General features: G+C 73.0%; 19 protein-coding genes and 3 pseudogenes. 11 read left to right on the forward strand and 11 right to left on the reverse strand.

Features of this window, described 5'->3' with window-relative positions; translation table 11 throughout:
* Positions 1 to 9: 9 nt before the first annotated feature.
* Genes ACFQZ6_RS29050 through ACFQZ6_RS29060 form a run of 3 tightly spaced genes read left to right on the forward strand, consistent with a single transcriptional unit; the run spans position 10 to position 6,394 of the window.
* Positions 10 to 2,865, forward strand: coding sequence for a DEAD/DEAH box helicase (locus ACFQZ6_RS29050; RefSeq protein ID WP_381614780.1), 2,856 nt, complete (start codon positions 10 to 12; stop codon positions 2,863 to 2,865).
* Positions 2,862 to 4,742 (forward strand): SWIM zinc finger family protein, encoded by a 1,881-nt coding sequence (locus ACFQZ6_RS29055; RefSeq protein ID WP_381614783.1) that lies wholly within the window; start codon positions 2,862 to 2,864, stop codon positions 4,740 to 4,742. The genes ACFQZ6_RS29050 and ACFQZ6_RS29055 overlap by 4 nt, the downstream gene beginning before the upstream one ends.
* Entirely contained in the window at positions 4,739 to 6,394 is a 1,656-nt protein-coding gene (locus ACFQZ6_RS29060; RefSeq protein ID WP_381614785.1) for an FAD-dependent monooxygenase, read from the forward strand. Before ACFQZ6_RS29055 ends, ACFQZ6_RS29060 begins: the two co-directional genes overlap by 4 nt.
* A gap of 24 nt (positions 6,395 to 6,418) precedes the next feature.
* Here the strand turns inward: ACFQZ6_RS29060 and ACFQZ6_RS29065 are convergent, their stop codons facing one another.
* A complete protein-coding gene (locus ACFQZ6_RS29065; protein ID WP_381618727.1) occupies positions 6,419 to 6,646 on the reverse strand; it encodes a 2Fe-2S iron-sulfur cluster-binding protein in 228 nt (75 codons plus the stop codon).
* On the opposite strand from ACFQZ6_RS29065, the gene ACFQZ6_RS29070 reads away from it, so the two are divergent.
* The 3 genes from ACFQZ6_RS29070 to ACFQZ6_RS29080 all read left to right on the forward strand — a co-directional run bounded on the left by ACFQZ6_RS29070 (position 6,645) and on the right by ACFQZ6_RS29080 (position 9,134).
* Entirely contained in the window at positions 6,645 to 7,133 is a 489-nt protein-coding gene (locus ACFQZ6_RS29070; protein WP_381614787.1) for a GNAT family N-acetyltransferase, read from the forward strand. The genes ACFQZ6_RS29065 and ACFQZ6_RS29070 overlap by 2 nt on opposite strands.
* Before the next feature lie 230 nt (positions 7,134 to 7,363).
* Positions 7,364 to 8,785: a DEAD/DEAH box helicase gene (locus tag ACFQZ6_RS29075; protein WP_381614790.1), complete on the forward strand. Its 1,422-nt coding sequence runs from the start codon at positions 7,364 to 7,366 to the stop codon at positions 8,783 to 8,785.
* A gap of 76 nt (positions 8,786 to 8,861) precedes the next feature.
* On the forward strand, positions 8,862 to 9,134 hold the full coding sequence (locus ACFQZ6_RS29080) for a DUF5302 domain-containing protein (protein WP_381614792.1): 273 nt from the start codon (positions 8,862 to 8,864) through the stop codon (positions 9,132 to 9,134).
* Between the two features lie 125 nt (positions 9,135 to 9,259).
* Here the strand turns inward: ACFQZ6_RS29080 and ACFQZ6_RS29085 are convergent, their stop codons facing one another.
* On the reverse strand, positions 9,260 to 10,945 hold the full coding sequence (locus tag ACFQZ6_RS29085) for a ribonuclease J (protein ID WP_381614795.1): 1,686 nt from the start codon (positions 10,943 to 10,945) through the stop codon (positions 9,260 to 9,262).
* A 368-nt stretch (positions 10,946 to 11,313) separates the two neighbouring features.
* On the opposite strand from ACFQZ6_RS29085, the gene ACFQZ6_RS29090 reads away from it, so the two are divergent.
* Positions 11,314 to 11,517 (forward strand): cold-shock protein, encoded by a 204-nt coding sequence (locus tag ACFQZ6_RS29090; protein ID WP_381614798.1) that lies wholly within the window; start codon positions 11,314 to 11,316, stop codon positions 11,515 to 11,517.
* 460 nt (positions 11,518 to 11,977) lie between these two features.
* Here the strand turns inward: ACFQZ6_RS29090 and ACFQZ6_RS29095 are convergent.
* Both ACFQZ6_RS29095 and ACFQZ6_RS29100 read right to left on the reverse strand, forming a co-directional pair.
* Positions 11,978 to 12,271 (reverse strand): annotated as a pseudogene (locus ACFQZ6_RS29095) (DUF1360 domain-containing protein); the annotation flags it as partial.
* Positions 12,272 to 12,494: 223 nt separating this feature from the next.
* Positions 12,495 to 13,487, reverse strand: coding sequence for a Rieske 2Fe-2S domain-containing protein (locus ACFQZ6_RS29100; protein ID WP_381614801.1), 993 nt, complete (start codon positions 13,485 to 13,487; stop codon positions 12,495 to 12,497).
* Positions 13,488 to 14,177: 690 nt separating this feature from the next.
* Here ACFQZ6_RS29100 and ACFQZ6_RS29105 point away from each other — a divergent pair.
* From ACFQZ6_RS29105 to ACFQZ6_RS29115, 3 genes are all read left to right on the forward strand, one after another.
* Positions 14,178 to 14,912 carry a YqjF family protein gene (locus ACFQZ6_RS29105; RefSeq protein WP_381614804.1) on the forward strand — a complete coding sequence of 245 codons (735 nt, stop codon included), beginning with the start codon at positions 14,178 to 14,180 and terminating at the stop codon, positions 14,910 to 14,912.
* Positions 14,913 to 14,982: 70 nt separating this feature from the next.
* Positions 14,983 to 15,555 carry a hypothetical protein gene (locus ACFQZ6_RS29110; RefSeq protein WP_381618730.1) on the forward strand — a complete coding sequence of 191 codons (573 nt, stop codon included), beginning with the start codon at positions 14,983 to 14,985 and terminating at the stop codon, positions 15,553 to 15,555.
* A 48-nt stretch (positions 15,556 to 15,603) separates the two neighbouring features.
* The gene (locus ACFQZ6_RS29115; RefSeq protein ID WP_381614807.1) at positions 15,604 to 16,008 is read left to right on the forward strand and encodes a hypothetical protein; all 405 of its coding nucleotides are present in this window, start codon (positions 15,604 to 15,606) and stop codon (positions 16,006 to 16,008) included.
* 30 nt (positions 16,009 to 16,038) lie between these two features.
* Here the strand turns inward: ACFQZ6_RS29115 and ACFQZ6_RS29120 are convergent.
* The 5 genes and pseudogenes from ACFQZ6_RS29120 to ACFQZ6_RS29140 form a co-directional block, all read right to left on the reverse strand.
* Positions 16,039 to 16,184, reverse strand: a pseudogene (locus tag ACFQZ6_RS29120) (succinate dehydrogenase iron-sulfur subunit); the annotation flags it as partial.
* Complete coding sequence (locus tag ACFQZ6_RS29125) at positions 16,145 to 17,050, reverse strand: cytochrome c oxidase assembly protein (protein ID WP_381614809.1); 906 nt, start codon at positions 17,048 to 17,050, stop codon at positions 16,145 to 16,147. The pseudogene ACFQZ6_RS29120 and the gene ACFQZ6_RS29125, both read right to left, overlap by 40 nt.
* A gap of 61 nt (positions 17,051 to 17,111) precedes the next feature.
* Positions 17,112 to 17,603 carry a DUF2243 domain-containing protein gene (locus tag ACFQZ6_RS29130; RefSeq protein ID WP_381614811.1) on the reverse strand — a complete coding sequence of 164 codons (492 nt, stop codon included), beginning with the start codon at positions 17,601 to 17,603 and terminating at the stop codon, positions 17,112 to 17,114.
* A 301-nt stretch (positions 17,604 to 17,904) separates the two neighbouring features.
* On the reverse strand, positions 17,905 to 18,579 hold the full coding sequence (locus ACFQZ6_RS29135) for a hemerythrin domain-containing protein (protein WP_381614814.1): 675 nt from the start codon (positions 18,577 to 18,579) through the stop codon (positions 17,905 to 17,907).
* A gap of 112 nt (positions 18,580 to 18,691) precedes the next feature.
* The gene (locus ACFQZ6_RS29140; RefSeq protein WP_381614817.1) at positions 18,692 to 20,365 is read right to left on the reverse strand and encodes a RecQ family ATP-dependent DNA helicase; all 1,674 of its coding nucleotides are present in this window, start codon (positions 20,363 to 20,365) and stop codon (positions 18,692 to 18,694) included.
* A gap of 248 nt (positions 20,366 to 20,613) precedes the next feature.
* Between ACFQZ6_RS29140 and ACFQZ6_RS29145 the strand changes: the two genes are divergently transcribed.
* Positions 20,614 to 21,582: a zinc-binding dehydrogenase gene (locus tag ACFQZ6_RS29145; protein WP_381614820.1), complete on the forward strand. Its 969-nt coding sequence runs from the start codon at positions 20,614 to 20,616 to the stop codon at positions 21,580 to 21,582.
* Between the two features lie 468 nt (positions 21,583 to 22,050).
* Here the strand turns inward: ACFQZ6_RS29145 and ACFQZ6_RS29150 are convergent, their stop codons facing one another.
* Together ACFQZ6_RS29150 and ACFQZ6_RS29155 are read right to left on the reverse strand one after the other, a co-directional pair.
* The gene (locus ACFQZ6_RS29150) at positions 22,051 to 22,650 is read right to left on the reverse strand and encodes a hemerythrin domain-containing protein (RefSeq protein WP_381614823.1); all 600 of its coding nucleotides are present in this window, start codon (positions 22,648 to 22,650) and stop codon (positions 22,051 to 22,053) included.
* An 11-nt stretch (positions 22,651 to 22,661) separates the two neighbouring features.
* Positions 22,662 to 23,860: pseudogene (locus ACFQZ6_RS29155) on the reverse strand (hypothetical protein).
* Positions 23,861 to 24,127: the final 267 nt, after the last annotated feature.

Below are 24,127 nucleotides of genomic sequence, written 5' to 3' on the forward strand. Positions count from 1 at the left end.
ACAGGACGTATGAGCGACACGGCACCGGCGGAGCGGACGGCTGACGCGTCCGCCGTCTCCCCGCGCCTCGCGGCCGTCTTCCTCCCCGCGCCCCTGCCCCGCCACTCCCACGTCGCCTTCTGGGACCCGGACGGCACCACACCCCCCACCGGCGACACCACCGACCTCACGGTGGTACGGCGCCATGGTGCCGGGGTGCGCCGCAGGCGGACCCCGGCGCTGTCGCTGCCGGTCGGCGCCGCGCTGCCGCTGCTCGTGCGCGCCCGGCACGACCCGGCCGCCCACCCGGCCACCGCCTGCTGGGGCGCCGCCGCCCTGCACGCGCTGCGGCTCACCGCCCGGGGCCGTCTGCTGCCCGGCCTGAGCCCCTCAGGGCACGACGCCTGGCGGGCGGGCCCCCTCGACCCCGAGGACATCGCGCACCTGCGCGCCATCGCCGCCGCCCTGCCGCCCGAGGGCCACGCCGTGCCGCTGCCAGGACCCGGGCCGCTGCGGCTGCCGGAGCCCGAGGCACTGCTGCGGTCCTTCCTCGACGCCGTCGCGGACACCCTCCCGCGCACCCCCGCCGCGCCGCACGCTTGCGGCAGGCCCTTCGCGGACACCCGACCGCAGCGGCTGCCCGACGCCCACGCGTGGGCCGCCGAGGTCGCCGCCGGGATGGACGCGGGCGTGCGGATCTCCCTGCGCCTCGACCTGTCGGCGGACGACCTGTTCGACACCGACACCGACGACGGCGAGGGGGACGCGCGCGGCGGAGCGCGGCGGGCGGGCGCCGCCGTGGTCCAGGTGCACAGCCTCTCCGACCCCACCCTCGTCACCGACGCCAGCGCCCTGTGGGCGGGGGAGGCTGAGGCCGTCTTCGGGCCACGCGCGCGCGTGGACGCCGCCCTCGCGGTACGGCGCGCGGCGCGCGTCTGGCCACCGCTCGACCGGCTCGCGGAGCAGGACGTCCCCGACGTGCTGGCGCTCTCCGAGGAGGAGCTGAGCGACCTGCTGGGCGTCGCCGCCACCCGGCTCGCGGCGGCCGGGGTCGCCGTGCACTGGCCCCGCGACCTGGCGCAGGACCTCACCGCCGCCGCGGTGGTCCGGCCCGCGCCCGGCTCGGCCACCGACGGCACCGGCTTCTTCGAGAGCGAGGACCTCCTCCAGTTCCGCTGGCAGCTCGCCCTCGGCGGGGAGCACCTCAGCGAGTCCGAGATGGACACCCTGGCCGAGGCCCACCGGCCGGTCGTCCGGCTGCGTGACCAGTGGGTGCTGGTCGACCCCGCCCTCGTCCGCAAGGCCCGCAAGCGCGAACTGGGCCTGCTCGACCCGGTCGACGCGCTGTCCGTCGCGCTCACCGGCACCGCCGAGGTCGACGGCGAGACCGTCGAGGCGGTCCCGACCGGCGCGCTGGCCGCCCTGCGCGACCGGCTCACCGCGGGCGTGCACCCCGCCGAACCGCCCGCCGGGCTGCGCGCCACCCTCCGCGACTACCAACTGCGCGGACTGGCCTGGCTGGACCTGATGACCTCCCTCGGCCTCGGCGGCTGCCTCGCCGACGACATGGGCCTCGGCAAGACCATCACCGTCATCGCCCTGCACCTCAAACGCGCCCGCACCGAACCCACCCTCGTGGTCTGCCCCGCCTCCCTGCTCGGCAACTGGCAGCGGGAGATCACCCGGTTCGCGCCCGGCGTCCCCGTCCGCCGCTACCACGGCCCCGACCGCACCCTGGACGACCTGCCCGGCGGCTTCGTCCTCACCACCTACGGCACCATGCGCTCGGCGGCCCCCGCCCTGGCCGAACAGCCGTGGGGCATGGTCGTCGCCGACGAGGCCCAGCACGTCAAGAACCCCTACTCCGCGACCGCGAAGGCGCTGCGCACCATCCCCACGCCCGCCCGTGTCGCCCTGACCGGCACCCCCGTGGAGAACAACCTCTCCGAGCTGTGGGCCCTGCTGGACTGGACGACCCCGGGACTGCTCGGCCCGCTGAAGTCCTTCCGCGCCCGGCACGCCCGCGCGGTGGAGACCGGCGAGGACGAGGAGGCGGTGACCCGGCTCGCCCGGCTGGTCCGGCCGTTCCTGCTGCGCCGCAGGAAGTCCGACCCCGGCATCGTCCCCGAGCTGCCGCCGAAGACCGAGACGGACCACCCGGTGCCGCTCACCCGCGAACAGGTCGCGCTGTACGAGGCGGTGGTGCGCGAGTCGCTGCTCGCCATCGAGACCACGCAGGGCATGGCGCGCCGCGGCCTCGTCCTGAAGCTCCTCACCTCGCTCAAGCAGATCTGCGACCACCCCGCGCTCTACCTCAAGGAGGACCACCCGCCCGGCACCGGCGACGGCCTCGCCGCCCGCTCCGGGAAGCTCGCCCTGCTCGACGAACTCCTCGACACCCTCCTCGCGGAGGACGGCTCCGCGCTCGTCTTCACCCAGTACGTCGGCATGGCCCGCCTGATCACCGCCCACCTCGCCGCCCGCGCCGTCCCCGTCGACCTCCTGCACGGCGGCACACCGGTGCCCGAGCGGGAGCGCATGGTGGACCGCTTCCAGAGCGGCGAGACGCCGGTCCTCGTGCTCTCCCTCAAGGCCGCGGGCACCGGCCTCAACCTCACCCGCGCGGGGCACGTCATCCACGTCGACCGCTGGTGGAACCCGGCCGTGGAGGAGCAGGCCACCGACCGCGCCTACCGCATCGGCCAGACCCAGCCCGTCCAGGTCCACCGGCTCATCACCGAGGGCACCGTCGAGGACCGCATCGCGGAGATGCTGGAGGCCAAGCGCGCCCTGGCCGACGCGATCCTCGGCTCCGGGGAGGCGGCCCTGACGGAGCTGACCGACCGTGAGCTGTCCGACCTGGTGTCCCTGCGGAGGGCGTCATGAGCGGGGAGCCGAACGGGCGGGAGACACCGGGCACGTCAGGGGAGCGGCCCGCCGACGTGGCCCGCCGCGCCCTGCGGGCGGCTCGCGCGGCGTCCGACGAGGCGTCGGCGCAGGGGGCGCCCGGCGACCAGGAGCCCACGGCGGCCCGCCCGACGGCCCGCTCCCGGTCCGGCGCCAGCGGTACGGCCCGCGCGGCGGCCCACTCCCGGTCCGGCCCCGGCGACGCGCCCCGCCCGGGGGACGCGGCCCGTGCGGCACTGCGGCGGGCGGTGGACCAGCAGGCGAGGACAGCGGGGGCGGCATCGGGGGAGGGGGAAGCGGAGACGGCGGCGGACGAGGCGGCGGGGACGGGCGCAAGGAAGGAAGCGGCGACGGGGACGGACGGGGAAGCGGCGACGGGGACGCACGAGGAGGCGGCGACGGCACCCCGCCCCGCCGACGTCGCCCGCGAGGCCCTGCGCGTCGCCCGGCAGGAGCGCGCCGACGCCGAGCCGAAGGACGCCGGACCGGCACCCGGCACGAAGGCCGCCCGCCGCCCGGCCCGCCGCCCCACGCCGAGCACCCTCCCCGCGGAGAGCCCCCTCGGGGACGCCCCCCGCCCCATGGCCGCCCCGCACCGCGACGGCGAACTCCGCCGCACCTTCCCGGCGTTCCCCCCGCTGCCCTCCCGCGCCTCGGACGACGTACCCCTCGCCGAGACCTGGTGGGGGCACGCCTGGGTGACCGCGCTGGAGGAGGGCGCGCTGGACGCCAAGCGGCTGGCGCGCGGCCGGGGCTACGCCCAGGGCGGGCGGGTGGACGCCATCACGGTCACGCCGGGCCTGGTGCTGGCGTACGTGCGCGGCAGCCGTCCGCGCCCGTACCGCGTGCAGGTGCGGCTGCGCACCCTCGGCGACGCGGAGTGGGACCGCTTCCTGGACGCCGCCGCCGAACGCCCGGGGAACATCGCCGCGCTGCTCGACAAGGAGATGCCGCAGGCCCTCGCCGAGGGCGACGTCCCGCTGCTGCCCGGCCCCGGCGACCTGGACCCCCGGTGCAACTGCCCCGACAGCGGCCACCCCTGCAAACACGCCGCCGCCCTCTGCTACCAGACGGCCCGTCTGCTCGACGCCGACCCGTTCGTCCTGCTCCTGCTGCGGGGCCGCGGCGAGCGCGAGGTGCTGGACGCGCTGTCCCGCCGCAACGCCGCCCGCGCGGCCCGGGCCGCCCAGCGGCGGGAGCCCGAACCGCTGCCCGGCGTCCGCGCCACCGACGCCCTGACCCCCCGCCCGCTGCCCCGACCGCCCGCCCCGCTGCCCGGCCCCCCGCACCCCGAGCAGCCCCCCGTCTACCCGGCGGCACCCGGCGGCCCCGACCCGTTCACGCTGGACCAGTTGGCGACCGACGCCGCCGCCCGCGCCCACGCCCTGCTGGTCACCGGGCACGACCCGGTGGCGGAGCTGACGCTGTGGCAGGACGCCGTACGGCTCGCCGCCACCCGCCCCGGCGCCGGACTCACCGCCACCACCCGCGCCCTGTACTCCGCGCTGGCCGCCGCGTGTGGCCGTACCCCCGCCGAACTGGCGCGCGCGGTCGCCGCCTGGCGGCAGGGCGGGCCCGAGGGACTCGCCGTCCTCGAAGAGCCCTGGGACCCACCGGCCGGACGGTTCGACCGCGCCCGCCCGCTGCTGCTCGCCGCCGACCTGCCCGCCTTCCGCCCCTGGCGCAACCGCCTCACCCACCCCCGCGGCCACGTCCAGCTCCGGCTGGGCCGCGAGGGTCTGTGGTACGCCTACGAGTCCGAGCCGGGCGCCGACGACTGGTGGCCGCGCGGCACCCCCGACGCCGACCCGGTCGGCGCCCTGACCGGCCTCGGCACCCCGGCCCCCGGACCATGAGCGCACCCTCCGAGCGGCTCGCCCGTGAGGCGGGCGGCGACGTGATCGTCGTGGGCGCCGGACCGACCGGCCTGACGCTGGCGGTGGAACTGCGGCTGGCCGGGGCGCGGCCCCTGGTGCTGGAGAGCAGCGCGCGGCGCCCGGACACGGTCAGGGCGGTCGGACTCGGCGGGCAGATCCTGGAGGTGTTGCGGTACCGGGGTCTGCTGGAGCGGTGCGAGGCGGCCTGCACCGAGCCCGTACCGGCGCCGCGGTTCCCGTTCGGCGGGCCGCGCCTGGACCTCACCACCCTCGACGACCCGCCGACGCGCGTCCTGCCGCTGCCACAGCGGCGGCTTGAGCGCCTGCTGGAGGAACGCGCCGCCGAACTGGGCGTGCGGGTGCGCTACGGCCACGAGGTGGTCGGGGTGCGCCAGGACGCCGAGGCGGTGACCGTGGACGTGCGCGGCCCGGACGGGCCCCGGCAACTGACCGCCCGGTACCTGGTGGGCTGCGACGGCGCGCGCGGCCGGGTGCGCGACTGGGCGGGCATCCCCTTCCCCGGAACGGTCTATCCGGAGGTCAGCCGCCTGGCCCAGGCCACGCTGGACGAGTCGGTGACCGTCCTGGACGGCGGCGCCCTCGACGTCCCCGGCTACGGCCGGATCGAGCCGGGCGTCACCCGTACCGACGGGGGCCTGCTGGGGTTGACCGCGTCGCTCCCCGGTTCCCGAGCCGTCACCCTCTACACGACCGAGTACGACGCCCCCGAGGACGACACCAGCGCGATGACCCTGCCCGAGTTCCAGGCCAGCGTCCGCCGGGTGCTGGGCGGCGCCGACCTGCCGGTGCGGGACCCGCTGCGCCTGTCGCGGTTCGTCCTCTCGGCGCGGCAGGCGGAACGGTACCGGGCCGGGCGTGTCCTGCTCGCCGGGGACGCCGCGCACCGGTTCCCCGCCGTCGGGGTGTCGCTCAACGCCGGGATGCTCGACGCGGTCAACCTGGGCTGGAAGCTGGCCGCCGAGGTGGGTGGCCGGGCCCCGGCCGGGCTGCTGGACACGTACCACCAGGAGCGGCACCTCGCCGCGTCCCGCACCCTGCTCCACACCAGCGCCCACTGGGCGCTGCGGCGCGGACGCGACGACGCCGCCGAGGCGCTCCGCGCGGTCCTCGCGGAACTCCTCACCGACGCACCGGCCCTGCGCCGGACGGCGGCGCTGCTCGCCGGGGCCGACATCCGCTACCCGGTACCCGGCTGCCCGCACCCCCTGGCCGGTACGTTCACGCCGAACCTGACCCTCTCCACCGCGCCGAACCTGACCCTCTCCACCGCGCCGGACGGCACCCCCCACACCGCGCCGGACCTCGCCGTCCACCCCCTGCCGGACCGCGCCCTCCCCGCCGCGCGGCGCGTCAGCAGTGTCGCCGAACTGATGCGCCCCGCACGCCCGGTCCTCCTCGACCTCGCCGACCGGGCCGACCTGCGCCGTGCCGCCGCGCCCTGGCGGAACCGTGTCGACGTGCACACCGCCAGGACGGCCCACCCACCGGCCGACGCCCTGCTGATCCGCCCGGACGCGCACATCGCCTGGGCCGTGCCCCTGGGCGAGGCGACGGACCCGGCCCGCGCCGGGCTGCGCCGGTCCCTCACCGACTGGTTCGGCGCACCCTGACCAGCCCGCCCGGTGGACGCCCGGTCACATCCGCTCGGCGCCCGCCCTGATCGCCTCGCGGATCCGCGGGTACGTGCCGCAGCGGCAGATGTTGCGGATGCCGTCCAGGTCGGCCTCGGTGATCGCGCGGCCCTCCTCCCGGACGCGGCGGACCAGCGCCACGGCGGCCATGATCTGGCCGGGCTGGCAGTAGCGGGCCAGGGGACCGTGCGCTTCGGCTCGAAAGGCCCCCGTGCGGCATACTCCCCCGATGAGTTCACGCACTTCCCCGACCAGCCAGCCGGTCACGATACGGAGGGCCGTCGCGCGGGACGCCAGACGGCTCACGCGGATCGTGCGTGGCTCAGGCGCCTACGCGGGCAAGTACGCCGACGCGGTCGCGGGCTACCGCGTCGGGCCCGACTACATCGAGGCCCACCGCACCTTCGTGGCCGTCGGCGCCGACGAGCGGGGAGGCCGGGTCCTCGGGTTCTACTCGCTCGTCCTCGCTCCCCCGGAGCTCGACCTGCTGTTCGTCGCCGACGAGGCGCAAGGACGGGGCATTGGACGGCTGCTCGTCGCGCACATGCAGTCCGAGGCGCGCGCCGCGGGGCTCGACCGTGTCAGGGTCGTGTCGCATCTGCCCGCCGCGGACTTCTACCACCGCGCGGGTGCGGTGCGGACCGGGACCGCGCTCGCGAACCCGCCCGCCGTGCCGTGGGACCGTCCCGAATTCGAGTTCCGCATCTCCTCGGGGTGACGCGGTGTGCCGGTGGGCGAGGCACCGGCTGCGCCGCGTGGCGGCCGACCCGCGAGGCGCGGAGCGGCCCGCACCCGCAGACATCAGCGGCGCGAGGTCATGCCGCGTGTTAGCCTGACGTGTTTGCGCGGTCGTCGCGGTGGGCGGTTCCGCCTGTACCGTTCGGCTTGTGCGTGGGCTGTTCACACCTGCCGGGCCTTCCTCGGTACGTTCCCTGCGGAAGGCTGTTCATGAAGCATCCCCATGACTCCGGTATCGCTCACGGCGGTCCCGCCCAGCCCGGGGCACCGGCCCCGGCGCTGCTCCCGGCCGTCACCTTCGCCGGTATGGAACTGCCGACGGAGCTGCTGCGGACACTGAGCGAACTCGGGGTGCGCGAACCCTTCCCGATCCAGGCCGCCACGCTGCCCGACGCCCTCAAGGGGCGCGACATCCTGGGGCGCGGACGCACCGGATCAGGCAAGACGCTCGCTTTCGGCCTGCCGCTGCTCGCCCGGATGTCCGGGCGGCGCGCGGAACCGAAGCAACCCCTCGCCCTGATCCTGGTGCCCACCCGGGAGCTGGCCCAACAGGTCACCCAGGCGCTGGCGCCGTACGCCGAGGCACTGCGGCTGCGGACCGCCACGGTCGTGGGCGGAACGTCGATCGGCCGACAGGTCGCCGCGCTGCGTCAGGGAGCCGAGGTGGTCGTCGCCACCCCCGGACGCCTGCACGACCTGGTCGAGCGCAACGCCTGCCGCCTGGGACGGGTGAAGACCACCGTGCTGGACGAGGCCGACCAGATGTGCGACCTGGGGTTCCTGCCGCAGGTCGCCGACGTGCTCGACCAGGTGCACCCCGACGGCCAGCGGATGCTCTTCTCGGCCACGCTCGATCGCGACGTCGATCAACTGGTCCGCCGCTACCTCCACGACCCCGTCGTCCACTCGGTCGACCCCGCTGCGGGCACCGTCACGACGATGGAGCACCACGTCCTGGTCGTCCACGGCCCCGACCGCTACGCCGTCGTCACGGAGATCGCCGCCCGCGACGGCCGCGTACTGCTGTTCCTCGACACCAAGCACGCCGTCGACCAGCTCACCCGGCACCTGCGGGCCAGCGGGGTGCCCGCCGGGGCGCTGCACAGCGGCAAGTCCCAGCCACAGCGCACACGGACCCTGGCGCAGTTCAGGAACGGCCAGCTCACCGTTCTGGTGGCGACCAACGTCGCGGCCCGTGGCCTGCATGTCGACGACCTCGATCTCGTGGTCAACGTCGACCCGCCCACCGACGCCAAGGACTACGTGCACCGGGCGGGCCGCACCGCCCGCGCCGGTGAGTCCGGCAGCGTGGTCACGCTCGTGCTGGCGGGCCAGCGACGTGAGGCGAGCCGCATGATGGCCGGGGCAGGCATCGAGCCGACCGTCACCAAGGTGCGCTCGGGCGAGGCGGAACTGAGCCGGATCACCGGCGCCAGGACCCCCTCCGGCATCCCGCTCGACGGCGAGCCCGCCGTCCCCCGACCCAAGAACACCCACGCCCCCTTCCGCGGCCTCGGCACCAGCAAGGGCGCCTCCCGCGGCGCTGGCGGCAGGTCCCGGAAGGCGGGCGAGGCCCGCAAGCTCGCCGAGGCCCGCAAGGCCGCCCTCGTGCGTCGCAACGGAGCGGGATGATGTTGTCGGCGCCGCGCACCGCGCCCGGCGTGACAAGCTGTGCTTGCCCACCCCCCGCCGAACCCAGGAGGTCACCATGACCGCAGAGCCCGTACCCACGGAAGGTTCGGAGCCGACCGCCCCCGAGCCGACCGCCCCCGAGCCGACTGCCCCCGAGACGTCCCCTCTGGAGCCGGACAGCGACGGCAACTACGACCTCAAGCGCAAGTTCCGCGAAGCCCTGGCGCGCAAGCGCGGCGCGCAGACGGATGCCGCTGAGGGTGCCGCCAGGTCCGAGGGGTCGAAGGTGCGTTCGGCGCACGGTCCGGCTGCGAGCCAGCGGTCGTTCAGGCGCAAGAGCGGCGGCTGAGTCGATGAGTCCCGCGCTCTGACCGCTTCACCGGCGCTCGCGACCTCCACTCGCGCGTCCCACCGCCGCCCGTGACCTCGACTCCCTCGCGGCCCGCTGGCCGGACCGTGCTGCCGGGCCGCGGCTCAGGCGTCGATGATGACGGGGATGATGAGCGGCTTGCGACGGTGGGTGCGGAACGCCCAGTTCGCCACGGCGCGGGCGATGAGCTGTTCGAGCTGGCGCGCGTCCCCGACGCCTTCCTCGGCCGCGGTGGCCAGGGTCTTCTCGATCACGGGGATGACCGGCTCGAAGGTGGTCTCGTCATGGACGAAGCCGCGGGCCAGGAAGTCGGGGGCCTCGGCGAGGGCGCCGGTGTCCGCGTCGACGATCGCCACCACCGTGACCACGCCTTCCGCGGCGAGGGTGAGGCGGTCCTTGAGGGACGCTTCGGTGGCGCCGCCGACCTCCATGCCGTCCACGTAGACGTTGCCTGCCGGGACCTTGCCGGTGATGGCGGCCCGCCCGTCGACCAGGTCGACGACGACGCCGTCCTCGGCGATGACGACCCGGTCGGGGTCGACACCGGTACGGATGGCGAGGTCGCCGTTGGCCCGCAGATGGCGCCATTCCCCGTGCACGGGCATCACGTTGCGGGGCTTGACGATGTTGTAGCAGTAGACGAGTTCACCGGCGCTGGCGTGACCGGAGACGTGCACCTTGGCGTTGCCCTTGTGGACCACGTGGGCGCCCCACCGGGTGAGTCCGTTGATCACCCGGTAGATGGCGTTCTCGTTGCCGGGGATCAGGGAGCTGGCGAGCAGGACGGTGTCGCCCTTGCCGATGCGGATCATGTGGTCGCGGTTGGCCATCCGTGACAGCGCGGCCATCGGTTCGCCCTGGGAGCCGGTGCACACCAGAGTGATCTTGTGGTCCGGGAGCTTCTCCAGCTCCTTCGTGCTCACGACCAGACCGGAGGGGACCTTGAGGTAGCCCAGGTCACGGGCGATGCCCATGTTCCGGACCATGGAGCGGCCGACGAAGGCGACCTTGCGGCCGTACTGGTGGGCGGCGTCCAGGACCTGCTGGATGCGGTGCACGTGGCTGGCGAAGCTGGAGACGATGACCCGGCGCGGCGCGGTGCGCATCACCTGCTCGATCGCCGGGTTCAGCTCACGCTCGGAGGTGGTGAAGCCGGGCACCTCGGCGTTGGTGGAGTCGGTGAGGAACAGGTCCACGCCCTCCTCGCCGAGGCGGGCGAAGGCGCGCAGGTCGGTGATGCGCTCGTCGAGGGGGAACTGGTCCATCTTGAAGTCGCCGGTGTGCAGCACCATCCCGGCCCGGGTGCGGATCGCGACCGCGAGGCTGTCGGGGATGGAGTGGTTGACCGCGACGAACTCGCAGTCGAAGGGCCCGAAGCCGCGCCGGTCGCCCTCCCGCACCCGCACCGTGCGCGGGCGGATGCCGTGCTCCTTGAGCTTGGCCTCCAGGAACGCCAGCGTCAGCTTGGAGCCGACGAGGGGAATGTCGGACCGCTCGCGCAGCAGGTACGGCACGCCCCCGATGTGGTCCTCGTGGCCGTGGGTGAGTACCACGGCCACGATGTCGTCCAGCCGGTCGCGGATCGAGGTGAAGTCCGGCAGGATCACGTCCACACCGGGCTGGGTCTCCTCGGGGAACAGCACGCCGCAGTCGACGATGAGCAGCTTGCCCGCGTGCTCGAAGACGGTCATGTTGCGGCCGATCTCGCCCAGGCCGCCCAGGGCGGTGACCCGCAGCCCCCCTTCGGGGAGAGGCGGGGCGGCTTTCAGCTCGGGGTGCGGATGACTCATACCCTGACGGTACCCGGAGAGCGGGACAGGATGATCCATTGCCTGTGCGGTCCCCTTCCCCGACGCGGCGGTGCACCCGCAGCGTCGCCCCGGCCTTGTGCGACAGAAGGGCGCGAAACCGCCCGATCACCGTCGGCCGAGCCGCTCGGGCGATCCAGCCCTTCCTCCCGGGCCGAACGCTGGCGCGTTTTCACTGGCGGCATCCGTCGTGCCGTTATAGCGTTGTGATCAGCAGTCGTGGTTCCGAAGTTCCGTTCGCCCGTGATCGCCTCACGGGCGTTCTTGCTGTGCGGCGCCTCTCCGGACCAGGGCGATCACCTCCCGGTCGCGCAGGGTGCGCGCCCGGTTTTCCCTCGAAGGAGACAGTCATGGCTACGGGCACAGTGAAGTGGTTCAACAGCGAGAAGGGCTTCGGCTTCATCGAGCAGGAGGGCGGCGGCCCCGACGTCTTCGCCCACTACTCCAACATCGCCAGCCAGGGCTACCGCGAGCTGCATGAGGGCCAGAAGGTCGAGTTCGACGTCACGCAGGGCCAGAAGGGCCCGCAGGCCGAGAACATCCGCCCCGCCTGATTCGCGCGGCTCCGTAAGGGCCCGGCATCCCGGCTTCGGGACGCCGGGCCCTTACCGTTCGCTCGTCGGCGAAGTCGGACCACATGGGAGACACCACCGAACACACTGCAGTACCGCTTTGACGGGCCAGAAGACGCACCTGTCCTGATCCTGGGTCCCTCACTCGGCACCACATGGCACACGTTGTAGAGACCGTCCGTGGGCGTCCAGGCCAGTCCAAGGTGGGCGTGTACCGCCAGGTCAGGGCGTTCTGGTCGGGGGCAGTCGACGCAGTCGGTGATAGCCGTGTGACAGCGGCGTGCGACGAGGAGCCCTTCTGGTGCGGTCCGGCGGGGCGTCTGTGCACAGAGGTTGGAGGCAGTGCAGCGGCTGGCGTGGGCACCGTTGCACTCCGGCTCTCCGCGGCCCGGATCAGTCGTCCCCGGCGGTCCAGGCTCACCAGCGCGCCGTACGCCAGTTGCAGCGCGTCCGAGCCGGCCAGTGCCGCGAACGCGCCCATGGCGGTCCGGGTTGCCCTCGGCCACAGCAACTGGCCAGCGGTCAGGGTGGACACCACCCAGACGCTCGTGCAGAAGGGGCAGGTCACCGGCTCGCCGACGGTGTCCCCGCCGCCTTCCGGCTCCACCTCCTCGCGCAGCTCGGCGGGGCCCTGCGGGCCTGCGTACCGTGTGTAGGGCGCGCGCAGCGGACTGGTGACGGACGCCTTGCTCAGGAGCCTGCTGAGCCGGAAGGTGGCGACCGAGGTCAGGGCCACGTCCCAGGGCTGGGGCCGATCGGGCAGGGGGCACCCGCGCAGTCGTACCGCCGCGGCCCAGGCCGCCGTCTACGCCCCGAATCCCGTCATGGACGCGAGATAGGCGCCCAGCGGCCGGTCATGCCCTGCGGAGTACCGTCGTCCGGTGCGCCGGGCAAGCTCGCGCAGACGTGGTGCGAGGCGGTTGTGAGCCGTCTTGTCAGCCATCGCGTCATCTGTCGTCTCAGCCCTGTCGTCGGGCGTGGTGGCCAGGGGATCCATGGGCCACACCCTCCTCCGCGGCGCCCCGTGCCCGCTCTGTCTCCCGGCTGCTGTCCGCGTGCTCCGCCCGGTCGTCCTGGCGCAGGCGTATCTCGACGTGGCCGTCGGTGGTCCGAGTGTCGAAGGCGGGCTGGGGAGCGGTGGCGGGGCCGCGTACGTTCCAGCCGTCGGAGAGGCGGAAGACGCTTCCGTGCCAGGGGCACTGGACGCATCCGTCGGCGACCGTGCCCTCGGACAGTGGTCCGGCGAGGTGGCTGCACCGGTCGGCCAGGGCGTGGACGGTGCCGCCGGTTTCGCGCACGACCAGGACCGGTACGTCGTCCACGCTGCGCCGCACGGGTCGGCCGACCGGGAACTCGTCCACGGTGCCGATCTGGTGCCAGCCCTCCGTGACCACGTGCGGCACCTCTTCGGCGTGGTTGGCGCCGGACGCCTGACGGTAGGCGAGGTGGCCGCCGAGCATACCGCCGACTCCGACCGCCGTCAGTCCCAGCAGGCCGTAGGCACGGCCGGCCACGTGGCGTCCCTTGAGGCGGCAGGTGAGCGAGGTGGCGTACAGCGCGACGGCTGTCAGGTTGCTCAGGGCGTGCGCCAGGCCCACGCGTTGTTGCTGGCGGTGCAGTTCCGCCCAGTCGACCCAGCCTGCCAGGGCGGCGGGGGCGGCGGCGGTCAGGCCGACACCGACGAGCACTTCCGCTTCACGGGAGCGGCCGGGCCGTAGATCGAGCAGGGCCGCGGAGAGCCAGCCGCCGATCGGCACCTGCACCATCAGCGGATGCACGGGGTGGCCCAGCCACCTTCCGTGCAGCGCGTCCCGGCCGCGACCGAGCGGCAGGCCGTGCACACCCCGGCCGAGCGCGTCGATCACCGCATCGGCCCCGGGGGCACGCTCCAGGCGGTCCAGTAGCCACAGAACCCGGTTCTGCCGCATCCGACGGCGTGGCGTCGTGCTCATGCTCAGCCGGGTTTCCACCTGCGCATACCGCAAACAGTCGACCAGGCCGGCTGACCCCCGGCAACGGCCCCCGGGTCCCGGAGTGGGTCCGAGGCTGAGGGAGGCCGCGCTGGCTGAAGCGTGCGCACCCGGCCCTCAGCGACGCGCGGGGGCAGACCGCGAGGAAGAGCGACGCTACTTCCTGTTCCTCGACCAGAAGGTCGCCGTCGTCTGGAAGTCGGCCGTCAGACGCGACCGGGATCCGATGACGGGTACCTGTGAGGACGACTGGGCTGCTTGTTCTCGGCCTGAGGGGAACGAAGGAGAAGACCGTGCGGCGGCCTGATGAGGAACTGCTGGATCTCGTACGGGCGAGCTGGGCGACTGGGACGGAGGAGCGCACACGAGCGGCCCTCGACGGCGAACACGGCACGCTGTACCGCGACCACCTCGACATCGCCCCGCAGCTCGGCCAGTGGGCGGAGGCCGAAAGCCGGTGCGCCGACACCGGCGCGCCACAAGGCGGGCCGCACCCAGGCCCTGCGGGACACGGCCGCGTTCCTGCGGCAGACCTACCACCTGCCCTGCGGGCGAGGTGTTTCGGCCGCACGCCCGGCGTCCTGGCCTCTTCCATCACAGGCCCGCGTCGTTCCGCCGACCCTGCCGGGGCCCGCGGGTTTCCTTCGCTCGTGCGACGGGGACCCGACACCGGTGGCGGCATACGGAGCGGAGCAGCGGGTGCGCCTGCCAGCGCTGCGGGCGGGTTGGTTGACGCAGACGTTCGTCCACTGGCCGTTCCGGCCTGACGCGGTCCAGGCACTCCTGCCCGGGGGACTGGTCGTGGACGAGTACGAGGGGGCCGCCTGGGTGGGGCTCACCCCCTTTGTCATGGCGGACGTGCGACCACCCGGCGTTCCCGCCTCGCTGCCCGGCCTGCCCACGTTCGCGGAGACCAACCTGCGCACGTACGTACGGCACCGCGACGGCCGGGACGGGCTCTGGTTCCTGTCCATCGAGGTCGCCTTCCCCCCGATGGTGACGGCCCGCGCCATCGGCGCACCGTACAACCCGGGCACCCTCCGCGTGTCCCAGGACGGGGACACCGTCTCGTACTCCGGTTCCCGATGGCTCGGTGCCGCCTCCTACCGTCTGGTCGTCCGGCCTGGCGACCCGATCGATCCGACGGAGCGGGACGTGTGGCTGACCTCGCGCTGGCGGGCGTACACCCGCAGGCTCGGCATGTTCTGGGAGACGCCCGTCGAGCACGAGCCGTGGCCGCTGGCCGACGCGGGCGTCGAGGTACTGGAGGAGACACTGACCGCCGCGGCGGGCCTTGAGGAAGCCCCCCTCGGTGAGCCCCTGGTGCACTTCTCGGAAGGAGTCAGGCATGTGCGGCTCGGGCCCTCCAGGCCGTGCGCCCCGCAGCGCGTCTCCCAGCCTTCCTGACACCCCTCGCCGGCATCCCGGCGCCGTCACCCGACGCCCGCGCGTGCGCTTCGACGGCTGGATCGCGGGCATGGGCACCTCCTCCGGCACGCGGATCGTGCTCGGACACTGGCAGGCGTCGCCCTTCGGAGCGTTCAGCGACGTGATGCTGGAGCGAGCCGACGGTGACAGGCTGCTGCTGGCCCCCACGCGCGACACAGTGGACTTCATCAGCGCCACCTACGTCTTCGACACGGTCTGTGTCGTGCCGGTCGAGGTGAGCGTCACGAACGACGCCTGGACCGTCACCGCCGGGCCACTCGACCTGCGTTTCACCACCGGTCGGCGAGGGCTGCTGGGCCTCGCGCTGCGGACCGTGCCCGGCCCACTCGCCCGCCGTCCGGCATGGAGCGCGCTCACGGACCGGCCCGCCCGCCTGCTGCTGCCCGGCGTGCGCACCCGTGGCAGCGCCGGCCGGGGCCGCCGGGAGTGGTACGGCGCCCGGGACCTGCTGCCGATCCGTGCCGTCTCGGCCGCCTACGGAGGCGCGCACCTCGGGCCGATGGCACCGGTCGAGCCGCCCGTGCGCTTCGGGTTCGGTTCGGCGCCGAGGAACCCCTCCGTCACCCGGGTCACGACGACGGTCGAACTCGGCCCGGAGTGAGGGCGCCTGGACAGGGGTACCCGGTCGGAACCTACAAAGGGATGTCCCTTGGACACAACCGGAGTGCGGAAGCCCGCCCACACGCTCGCGGTCGCGCACGGTGCCTTCAACATCGTGGGCGGACTGTGGCCCCTGCTGCACCTGCGCAGCTTCGAGTGGGTCTTCGGCCCGAAGACCGACGTGTGGCTGCAGAGGACGACGGGCGGACTGCTCGCCTCCGTCGGCGCCGCCCAACTCGCGGCGGCCGCGGACACGCAGGGCCCGGCCCACGCCCGCCGCATCGGGCTGGGCACCGCCCTGACCCTGCTGGCCGTCGACCTGGTCTACGTACCCAAGGGGCGGATCCGGCCGACGTACCTCCTCGACGCCGCGATGCAGACCGGATGGATCGCGGCCTGGCTGCGTTCGTCCCCAGCGCGGAGTACGGGAAAGGTCAGGAGCGGCCGACGGTGAACGACCGGCTCGGTCAGATGCGGCGTGTGATCAGTGCCGCTCCACTTCGTGGATCGCCTTGGTGACGGCGACGCCCCGCGGAATACGTCCGTGCAGATGGAGATCGCGCGGCAGCGCCACACTCCGGCACTTCCGTTCAGGATCTCCAGCCGCTGCCCACCGCCGTCGTCCCGGCTGCCCTGTCGAACCCCGGTGGTCTTCTCCACCTCGTCGCACAGATCGCGGATGTCGCCGTACCGCCGCCCTGCGGACGGCCACCGAATGCCCCGGCTGCACCGGTCGACCTCTGTTCGGAGCCGGTCGGGGCAGTTCCACGTCGGGTGCGACGGGCGCGGGCACGTCCGACGGCCGTGTACCAGCCCGCCCCCAGCACCACCGCCAAGGCGGCGTCCACCACGTCGCCGCCGTAGTACATCCACTGGACCCCGCTGTGTAGGTCGGCCGGAGTGAAGTCGGTGCCGGGCGGCGGAAACGCATACAGGGTCTTGGCCAGCACCGCGTGCGCCGCGCCGGCGGCCAGCAAGGTGGCACCGCGTACGGCGACACTCCAGCGACGGCGCACCGGATCGAGTTGGCACACGGCGAAGGTGAACACGAGCCCTGCCGCCAGCATGTGTGCGTGCACCACGCCATGAAGCAGCGGCCGGTGCCGCGCGGTCGCGAACAGCTCCGTCCGATACAGCAGCCAGAGGCCGCCGACGTGCAACAGGGCCGCCACCGGTGGGAGGACGAGCCAGCCGAGGGGACGGGATCGCGCGAGGAACAGCAGGCTTCGTCGTGCCCGGCCGGGCCTGAGGGCTCGCAGGGCGAGGGTGAGGGGACGGGCCGCGACGAACAGCAGTGGGGCGGCCATGCCGACGACGAGGTGCTGGATCATGTGCCCGGTGAACGGTCCCCCCGGCACAGCTCCCCCCGACGCCCAGGCCGTACCGACGCCCCCGGCGGTGAACGACACGTCCCGCCACCGGGGCCAGGCATCCCCGCGGCGCCGCAGGTGCCCCGCGGCCAGCGGATACGCCACCGCCACCAGCAGGGCGGTCACGGCGGTGAGCAGCTGGCCCGCCCCGGGTCCGGTGGCCGGGCCGGGTGGAGGTGCGCGAGTGTCACGACGCCGTCCCGGCCCCGCTGCGGCGGGCCGCGCGCAGGGCCAGGACCACGCCGATGAGCAGCAGGACCAGGCCGGCGATGTTCCACGCCCAGTCGTACGGGGTGACGTCCACCCCGTAGCGGATCTGGTGCAGGCGCAGCAGTTTGTGATCCACGATTCCGTCGAACAGCTGGAAGATGCCCAGCCCGAGGAAGAAGCCCGACCACGCGTGGGCCGACGCCAGGACCCTGCGGCGGCGCAGATCGGCGTAGAGGAAGAACCCCGCTACCAGAGCCAGCAGTTCGGCGGTGTGCAGCAGTCCGTCGGACAGCAGGCCCACGCCGGAGGTGGAACGATCGTAGAAGTGGTGCCACCCCAGGATCTGGTGGAAGACGATCTCGTCGACCGAGGCCATGACCGCCGCCCCGATCAGCGCGCAGACGGCCATGGATTCGCGAGTGGCGGAGCCGGTGCCCCGTGCCGTGTCGGACCGGACGGAGTCGCTCATGGCTCTCCCTTCCCGCTGGACGACGACGTCGGCTGGGGATGCCCGCGCCGGGTACCCGCCAGGACAGGGCCAAGCACAGGTGCACCGGCCCTCAGAGGAGAGGAGAACACGTCCCGCGCCAACCGGCATCGCGGCGGTCACTCGGCCGACGGCGCGAGGACACGGGTCGACTTGGGCACGCGGACGGCCAGTCGTCCGGCCGGGACGTCTGGGGCATGATGCGTTCCGATCAGAGACGCGTGCGACGTCGATGGCGTGCCCGGGGTGCCCTCGGCACCCAGCGCCGCACACGACGGTTGGTTCACCGTCGTGTGCGGCACCTCGCGACGGCCGCGGCCAGCGCGAGAACCCCGGCGAGCGCGGTGAGGACCTTCTTGGCGGGGGCCATGGGCGTGCTCAGTCCGAAGGCATCGCGCATCCGGTCGTAGAGACCGAGCGGCACACCCAGGGCCGCGTTCGCGGGCGGGCGCCGCGGGACGACGGGGTGGGGGTGGGTGGGCGCGCTGCGGCGCACCGTGTCCCACGCCGTGCCGAGCCGGCGCAGCCGCGCGGCGGGCAGCGCTTCCTGCAGCCGGGGCAGTACGAGGTCCTCCTCGTCGCGGATGTCCTGCCGCATCAGCGCGAAGACCCGCCGTACCTTCTCCTCACGCTCAGGAGAACCCGGACTCAGGCGTTCGATGGCGGCGACAAGGTCGTTGATCTGCTGGTGTTCCTCCTCGACCCGCGAGGTCAACTCCTGACCGTCCTCGACCGAGCGCCGGACGGCGGGCCACAGCACGGTCTCCTCGGCGAAGGCATGGCTGAAGACCAGCTGGACGGCCTCCCGCAGGATCCGTTCGCGGTCCTCGCCGTACGCCAGGGTCCGATAGCGGTCCATCAACCTGTCCATCTCGGCATGATCACGGCGTTGCCGGGCCAGCACGCTGCTCGGGCCGCCCAGTTGCGCAACCGACTGCTCTCTGATCGTCTCGGGCATGGATTCCTCCTCTGCGCAGACCGGCCGCGACGCCTGTCCGCCCGAGCGGCTGCCGACAGTGTCCGGTGGCGGGAACCCCCGACGCGGCCGCGGCCCACCGTTCGCGGTGCTTTCACCCGCTGCTCGGCCCGGTCAGGACGTCGCCTTCCCGTACTGCTGCCAGGGACAGCGTCTTGTAACCGACCTGCTCGAACAGCACGACAAGGCGGTCCTCCTCCGTGCGCATCACGGTGCCCGCACCCCACTCCGCGTGGCACACGCGGTCGTTCGCCGCGTAGGGACCGCCGTTCCCGGGCGGGGGAGCGGCGTCGCGGTGCCCGGCCCCGGTGGCGGAGTGCTCGTCCTCGCGGTCGCACACGTCACACCGCCCGCACGGTGCGTCGAGCTGCTCGCCGAAGTAGCCCAGAAGGTACTGGCGGCGGCAGGTGGGCGTCTCGGCGTAGCCGCGCATCATCTCGATGCGCGACCGGTCGACGCGGCGCCGCCGCTCGAACACCCTTGCCGCTCCTTCGGCGGCCTCGTCCGCCGTGCGGCCGGGCAGCGCCCGGACCGCACGGCGCCCGCCCTCGACGGTCACCGCTTCCGCCTCTTCGAGCAGGTTCAGCAGATCGCTGGTCTTCCGGCGCGACAGGCCGCACAGCTGCGCCGTGCGGCTACGGCTCTGCGGGGCGTTCTGGCCGAGCAGCGTGGTCATGATCCGGCGCAGTGCGTCGTGGTCCAGGGCCCGGGCGGTGAGGAACTTCTGCAGTCCCAGGTCCTCGGGGCGGTAGAACAGCACCGCGCGGGCGGGCTCCCCGTCCCGGCCGGCGCGTCCGATCTCCTGGTAGTAGGAGTCCAGCGACTCCGGGACGGACGCGTGGGCGACGAACCGTACGTCCGGCTTGTCGATGCCCATCCCGAAAGCTGAGGTGGCCACCACCACGGCGGGAGCGTCGGCCATGAAGCCGTCGTGAATGCGGCGGCGGTCGGCCGCCTTCATGCCCGCGTGGTACGCCTCCGCGTCCACTCCGTCCTGCCGCAGTCGCCCCGCGTACGTCTCGGCGTCCTTGCGGGTGGCGGTGTACAGGATGCCCGGGGCGCCCGCTCGGGCCGTCCAGCGAGCGACGGCCTCACGTTTGGCGGGGTCGTCGGTGAAGGTGCGCACCGCCAGATGGATGGTCGGCCGGTCGGTCCCAGCCGTCACGACGTGAGCCTCGCGCATGTGCAGGTGCTCGACGATGTCCGCGCGGACCGGGGTCGCGGCCGTCGCCGTCAGAGCGAGGACCGGCGGGCGGCCCAGCCGTTCGGCGGCCTCGCCAAGGTTCAGGTAGTCGGGACGGAAGTCGTGTCCCCAGGCCGAGACGCAGTGGGCCTCGTCCACGACGAACAGCGAAGGACCCAGTTCCCGCAGCTGTTCCACGACACTGTCCTTGGCCAGCTGCTCGGGGGACAGGAACAGGTACTCGGCACCTCCGTCCCGGATCGCCCGCCAGCCCCTCTCGGTGGCCGACCGGGGCTGTGCCGAGTTCACGGCCACGGCGTCCGGCGCCGCGCTGTCCCGCAGGCCGGCGACCTGGTCGCGCTGGAGGGCGATCAGCGGCGACACCACGACCGCGGGACCACCGAGCACGACCGTCGGCACCTGATAGATCGCCGACTTGCCGGAACCGGTGGGCATGACGACCAGCACGTCGCGGCCGTCGAGCAACGCCTCCATCGCCTCCGTCTGCTCGGCGGCCAGGTCGCTCCACCCGAACCGTTCCCGGGCGACGCGGCGCAGCTCGGTGATCCGGTCTCGCCCGCTCATCGCGACACCACCTTCACGGCCCGGCGCCCCTGACCCGCCCCGGGTACCCCCACGACCGGCCACGACGCCGGGCAGCCGTGCGAGGTGGAGGGCGGCTGCCCGCCGGGGCTGTCACCCGCGCCGTTCGACCCCGCGCGGTCGCGGCCGCCCGTCACCACGGAGAACCTGGACCAAGCCCAGGGAATCTCTGGCTGCGGGCCGACGCCGCTGCGGAATCGCACCCCAAGGAGACTCCCCTGACCGACGCCATGCCCCACCTCGACGACACCGGCGAGAACGACGACGTCGTGGCACTGCTGAAGCAGCACCACCACATCCGTGATCTCTTCGCCGGGGTCGAGAACGCCACCGCCGACGACCGGGCGGAGACATTCCGCGGACTCGTCCGCCTGCTGACCGTCCACGAGACCGCCGAGGAGGAAGTGGTTCACCCGGCAGCCCGCCGTCTGCTGCGGGACGGTGAGCAGGTGGTCGACGACCGTCTTGAGGAGAGCGGGCCGCGAAGGAGAAAGCCGAGCCGACTCGATGACATGGACCCCGATGCCCCCGGGTACATGCCCGCCTACTCGGTGCTCACCGGATGGATGGGCGCCGACCTGGCAGGGGTGAAACCCGGCGACGTCGTCGCCGTATGGGGCTGCGGGGCGGTCGGCCAGATGGCGGCGCGCGCTGCCATCCTGCTGGGCGCGGAACGCGTGATCTCCATCGACCGGATTCCCGAACGCCTGGAGATGACCGAGCGGCACATGGGCAGCGAGGTCATCGACTACACCGTCATCGACGTCGGCGCGGAACTGCGCGAACGCACCGGAGGCCGCGGCCCCGACGTGTGCGTCGAGGCGGTCGGCATGGAAGCCCACAGCGACCGCCCCGTCCACCTCTACGACCCGGCCAAGCAGCAGCTCCGGCTCCAGACGGACCGGCCCACCGCCGTACGGCAGGCCATTCACGCCTGCCGCAAGGGCGGCACGGTGTTCGTCCTCGGAGTCTTCGCCGGCGCCGTCGACAAGTTCCCCCTCGGCGCGGTGATCAACAAGGGCCTGACCGTGCGGGGCGCCCAGCAGCACGGCCAGCGCTACATCCCGATGCTGCTGGACCGGCTGGCGGCCGGAGAGCTGAGCACGGCCCACCTGGCGACTCATACGGTGCCCTGGACGAGGCGCCGCGGGCATACGACATGTTCAAGGAGAAGACGGACGGCTGCGTGCGCGCGGTGATCTGGCCGGGCGGCTGACCGCGGCCCACGCAGGCGGCCCCTGTCCCGTCTGCGCGGGTGGGAGCCCTGTCCGCTGTGCGCACGATGCCATGCCGCCCCGGATGCGGCAGCCGGGTGCTGCGACTGCGGGACCACCTGGAGCGTGAGCCCGGGGCTGGTTGTGGTGATCTACGAGATCCGCAAGGGGGCGGGCGCTGGCGCATCCGCTGATGGTGCGGTGCCGATCGACAGCTGGTTGTCGACGGCGGCACCGGACCCGTATCCCGGCGCCTCCCGTGCGGCGGTCCTGCTGGTCTGCGTCGGTGGCCACCGCCGCTGCCTCCGACGCCGAGTCCGACGTTCCGCCCGGACGCTCCCGCTTCGATCGCTCGGTGGTGGCCCGGAGACTCACCTGGTCCGGCCGGGTCCCGCGGAGACTGGTCCCCGCGGGCGATCTTGTGGTCCGCCGACCTGACGACTCACGGGTATGTCAGCTCTTTCCGCTCTTTCCCATGGCCTTGCGGACGGCGTCCTTCGTACGGTCCATGAGTGCGGCCACCGGGCCGAGGGCCACGTTGGCAGTGGCCGATTCGACACCGGGGTGCGGCCGGGTGGGAGCCATCGCCTCGGCGGCTTTGACGGCCTTGGCCATGGCGGCGAGGTTGGTCACGTCGGTGCTGCGGCGGATGTGGGCGAACTCGTAGCGTTCCTCCGCCCGCGCGTGCTCCTGCACCTCGGTGCGCAACTGCATCAGCCGGGGCATGAACTCGGGGTCGTCGGTGTCCATGTCGTCCAGTACCGCCAGCGTTTCCTTCGCCGACTTCTCCTCCGCCAGGCGGTCTTCGACGACCTGCTCGCCCCCTTCGACCGCCCTGCGGACGAAGGGGTGGACGACCTCCTCTTCGGCGGTCTCGTGCACGGCCAGCAGGCGTACCAGGCGACGGAAAGCGTCCCGTCGTTCCTCGCCCAGACTCTGCTCGACCTCGTCGAAGAGGTTGCGGATGTCGCCGTGCTGACGCATCAGCAGAGCCACTACGTCGATGTCGGCTGCCTGGTCGTCACCGGCCTGAGGTGTTCGCAGTTCGGACATGTGCGGCGTCCTCACTTCTCGCGCTGGGTGGGGTCGGGGTGCTCGCCCTCGGTCTGGACGCGGTACTCGCGGCCGAACATGTCGTCGTGCTCGGTCATCACCCGGTCGCTCGGCGGGCCTCGCCGCCGTGGATCTGCTCCTGCATCTTCTCGAACCGTTCGTGCGCCTCGCGGACGTAGCCCGCGCCGAGGGTCGTGAGGTCCATCTGCGTGTCGAGCAGTTCGCGCAGGTACTGTTTGTTCGGCTCGAACGTGAGCACGTTGGGCAGCTCCGGCGCCAGCACCTCCTGCGGCTCGCGTCCGTCGTGGCGGCGCATCAGGTCGCAGGCGGTGTGCAGGTGCTCCAGCTCCATGTTCAGGTGGAGCTCCCAGATCGCCTTCACCTTCGGGTCGCTCTCCTGCTCCATGAAGGAGTAGTACAGGTAGCACTCGTTGTACTCGTGGTTGACCAGTTGCTCCCACCACGTCTCGCCCGGGTCGACGAGGGACTCGTAGTGCGTGACGTGCTCCTCCTCGATCAGCCCGATCTCCTGGTAGAGCTGGCGGGCGATCGGCTCCATGTAGGTGGGGCCGGTGTTCATGTAGAAGTTCATGGTCTGCTGCTCCGCCGACATGATCGTCAGCGCGTGCAGCTTCGACAGGGGGTTCGTGGTGTCCTTGTCGTAGGGGTCGCGGACGTTGTCGACCGGATCCCGGTGGTGGTACCGGGTGGGCCTGCCCGGCATGACCTCGGTGAGGTTGTCGACGATCGACTCCGCCTTGCGGTGCTCGATCATCTCGTAGAGGTTGGCGTACCGGTACAGGTGGTCGAAGTCCTCCAGGACACCGAACTGGTACGCCTGCCTCAGATACGGATCCGGCTCCATCCGCGCCACCCACGCCGTCAGATCGACCGCGACCTGCTCATAGGCGATCGTCGTCTCCAGCACCGACGAGACACCCGGCAGCAGCCAGTTCACCACCTTCTGCTGCTGTGCCTCGATGTACCGGGTCCGTGCCAGCTGCCGCTTGATCTCCGGGTCGGCCGTATGGCGAGCGAGCTGGTGGCTGAAGAGGATCGCCTCCACCTCGATCCCGTTCATCGTGATGATCCGGCACCGGGTGTAGGGGTCGCAGCGGTCGGGGTCGATCGGCTGCACGTTCAGCTCTCGCCAACTGCGCAGTTGCCGGTCCAGCGGGATGCCCCGCTGCTCAAGCGGATTGAAAGTCATGGGGGGTGCCTCCTGGGGCAGGGCGACTCGTGCGCCGGCGGGTACCCCGCCGCGGACTACGAGCACAGGTCCACCTGCGAGTCTCACCGCCACCGCCGCTTCTCAGCCACCGCTTGCGCCCAAGCGGCGCGGGGGTTCCCTCTACCGGGTCAGGTGAGATGACAACGTCGATGAACCGTGGCACGACCGGAACCGGGCGCACCGGGCGAACCTCCGCACTGCGCGGTCGTCGGACGTGAGGCTGCCGCCCCGCCTCACCGACTGCCG

Origin of the sequence: Streptomyces flavalbus (assembly GCF_042674625.1) — a bacterium.
GTDB classification, from domain to species: Bacteria; Actinomycetota; Actinomycetes; order Streptomycetales; family Streptomycetaceae; genus Streptomyces; species Streptomyces flavalbus.

Bases quoted from the DNA above. Each gene is read 5' to 3' on its own strand.
- ACFQZ6_RS29145 (WP_381614820.1), top strand. From the start codon at position 20,614: ATGCCCCACCTCGACGACACCGGCGAGAACGACGACGTCGTGGCACTG.
- ACFQZ6_RS29140 (WP_381614817.1), bottom strand. From the start codon at position 20,365: ATGAGCGGGCGAGACCGGATCACCGAGCTGCGCCGCGTCGCCCGGGAA.
- ACFQZ6_RS29085 (WP_381614795.1), bottom strand. From the start codon at position 10,945: ATGAGTCATCCGCACCCCGAGCTGAAAGCCGCCCCGCCTCTCCCCGAA.
- ACFQZ6_RS29110 (WP_381618730.1), top strand. From the start codon at position 14,983: ATGGGCACCTCCTCCGGCACGCGGATCGTGCTCGGACACTGGCAGGCG.
- ACFQZ6_RS29055 (WP_381614783.1), top strand. From the start codon at position 2,862: ATGAGCGGGGAGCCGAACGGGCGGGAGACACCGGGCACGTCAGGGGAG.
- ACFQZ6_RS29050 (WP_381614780.1), top strand. From the start codon at position 10: ATGAGCGACACGGCACCGGCGGAGCGGACGGCTGACGCGTCCGCCGTC.
- ACFQZ6_RS29130 (WP_381614811.1), bottom strand. From the start codon at position 17,603: ATGAGCGACTCCGTCCGGTCCGACACGGCACGGGGCACCGGCTCCGCC.
- ACFQZ6_RS29135 (WP_381614814.1), bottom strand. From the start codon at position 18,579: ATGCCCGAGACGATCAGAGAGCAGTCGGTTGCGCAACTGGGCGGCCCG.
- ACFQZ6_RS29080 (WP_381614792.1), top strand. From the start codon at position 8,862: ATGACCGCAGAGCCCGTACCCACGGAAGGTTCGGAGCCGACCGCCCCC.
- ACFQZ6_RS29090 (WP_381614798.1), top strand. From the start codon at position 11,314: ATGGCTACGGGCACAGTGAAGTGGTTCAACAGCGAGAAGGGCTTCGGC.
- ACFQZ6_RS29070 (WP_381614787.1), top strand. From the start codon at position 6,645: ATGAGTTCACGCACTTCCCCGACCAGCCAGCCGGTCACGATACGGAGG.
- ACFQZ6_RS29150 (WP_381614823.1), bottom strand. From the start codon at position 22,650: ATGTCCGAACTGCGAACACCTCAGGCCGGTGACGACCAGGCAGCCGAC.
- ACFQZ6_RS29100 (WP_381614801.1), bottom strand. From the start codon at position 13,487: ATGAGCACGACGCCACGCCGTCGGATGCGGCAGAACCGGGTTCTGTGG.
- ACFQZ6_RS29060 (WP_381614785.1), top strand. From the start codon at position 4,739: ATGAGCGCACCCTCCGAGCGGCTCGCCCGTGAGGCGGGCGGCGACGTG.
- ACFQZ6_RS29075 (WP_381614790.1), top strand. From the start codon at position 7,364: ATGAAGCATCCCCATGACTCCGGTATCGCTCACGGCGGTCCCGCCCAG.